Below are 1,381 nucleotides of genomic sequence, written 5' to 3' on the forward strand. Positions count from 1 at the left end.
CGGAAGTTAATGGGGCAGCGATTGCAGCTACTAGAGCCAGCTTTTTGAAACCTTTCATGGAAGAACTCCTGATTATTATTTTTAATTTTTATTTAACAGAGCCGTTTTAACTCATAGATCCACTATAACGAACTATTCGTTCCAGAATACCCAACAATAAGCAAAGAAACCGCGCTCATTCCACACACTCAAAACCCACCTTTAGTTTAGGTTACCCTGAAACAGACCACCCACACCCACTAACACTCAAAAAAAGACAAAAAACCGTAACAAAAACACTCAACCAACCTCAAAAAGTAACACCCACAAAAAAACCGCCCGAAGGCGGTTTTTTTAACTCGGAGAGTCTTAGGTATTAGTGACCGTATACAGTCAAAGTTGTACCAGACACGTCCAAGTTCTCTAGATGTACGTTACCGATTGAGCTAGTCACCAATCCAGCAAGCGCACCCGTTGCAGTTGAAGTACCGATCGCTACGTCCATATCGATATCAACGTTGAAGCTGTTCACTGCCAAGCTCAATGCATCTTCAACAACCACAGTAGTTGCTGTACCAGCAATATCTGCTGGGCTTGCAAGGTTATACGCTGTATCCACAGTATCAACTGTTACATCAAAGTATGCAAAGCCACCTTGCGCAACACCTGCTGCACCCAATGCACCCGCATTTGCGTTTTGATAAATCTTCAAGTTAGAGATACCAACGCCCGCGACTGGAATATCCACAGAACCTTGGTCTACTGCGAAGTAACCAGACATGTTGATCAGACCACTTGTTGTGCCTGCGCCGTCATTAGAGATAACAACGTCAACCGGACCCAACACACCAGAAAGAGATACGTCACCCAATACGTTCGTTGCAACTGCACCGTCCGCGCTACGTAGCTGCATACCTGCAACACCGTTTGCAGAATCACCCAACGTCAAACCGAAGTCGATTTCCTGAGTTCCCTGAAGGAAGCCGATCAAGTCTTGCGTACCCAAGTGAATTTTAAGGTCGCCAGTTTCAGTTACGTCGATGTCGATTTTTACGTCATCCAGGAATTCGTTTGCAGAACCCGCTGTACCTACAGAAGCACCACCAAACTTGATCGCACCAAACGCAATCTGGCCACCGTCAGCAAAGATTGGGTCGCCGTTACCATCAACACCCACTTGGTGCGCTGTATCGGTATAAACCACTTCGTCGATCAAAACACGTGCTTTAAGATCGATAGACACACCAGACTGACCGGTCATGCCTGACAGTACTGAATCATCCAAAGACTCAAGTGCGTGAACGGAAGTTAATGGGGCAGCGATTGCAGCTACTAGAGCCAGCTTTTTGAAACCTTTCATGGAAGAACTCCTGATTATTATTTTTAATTTTTATTTAACAGA

Annotated in this window: 1 protein-coding gene; it reads right to left on the bottom strand. The window is 45.3% G+C overall.

The genetic code is table 11. The features are described 5' to 3' along the window. Positions 1–355: 355 nt before the first annotated feature. A complete protein-coding gene (locus tag ABD744_RS19360; RefSeq protein WP_344800236.1) occupies positions 356–1,339 on the bottom strand; it encodes a DUF6160 family protein in 984 nt (327 codons plus the stop codon). Positions 1,340–1,381: the final 42 nt, after the last annotated feature.

This window comes from Litoribacillus peritrichatus (genome assembly GCF_039537985.1).
Lineage (GTDB): Bacteria > Pseudomonadota > Gammaproteobacteria > Pseudomonadales > Litoribrevibacteraceae > Litoribacillus > Litoribacillus peritrichatus.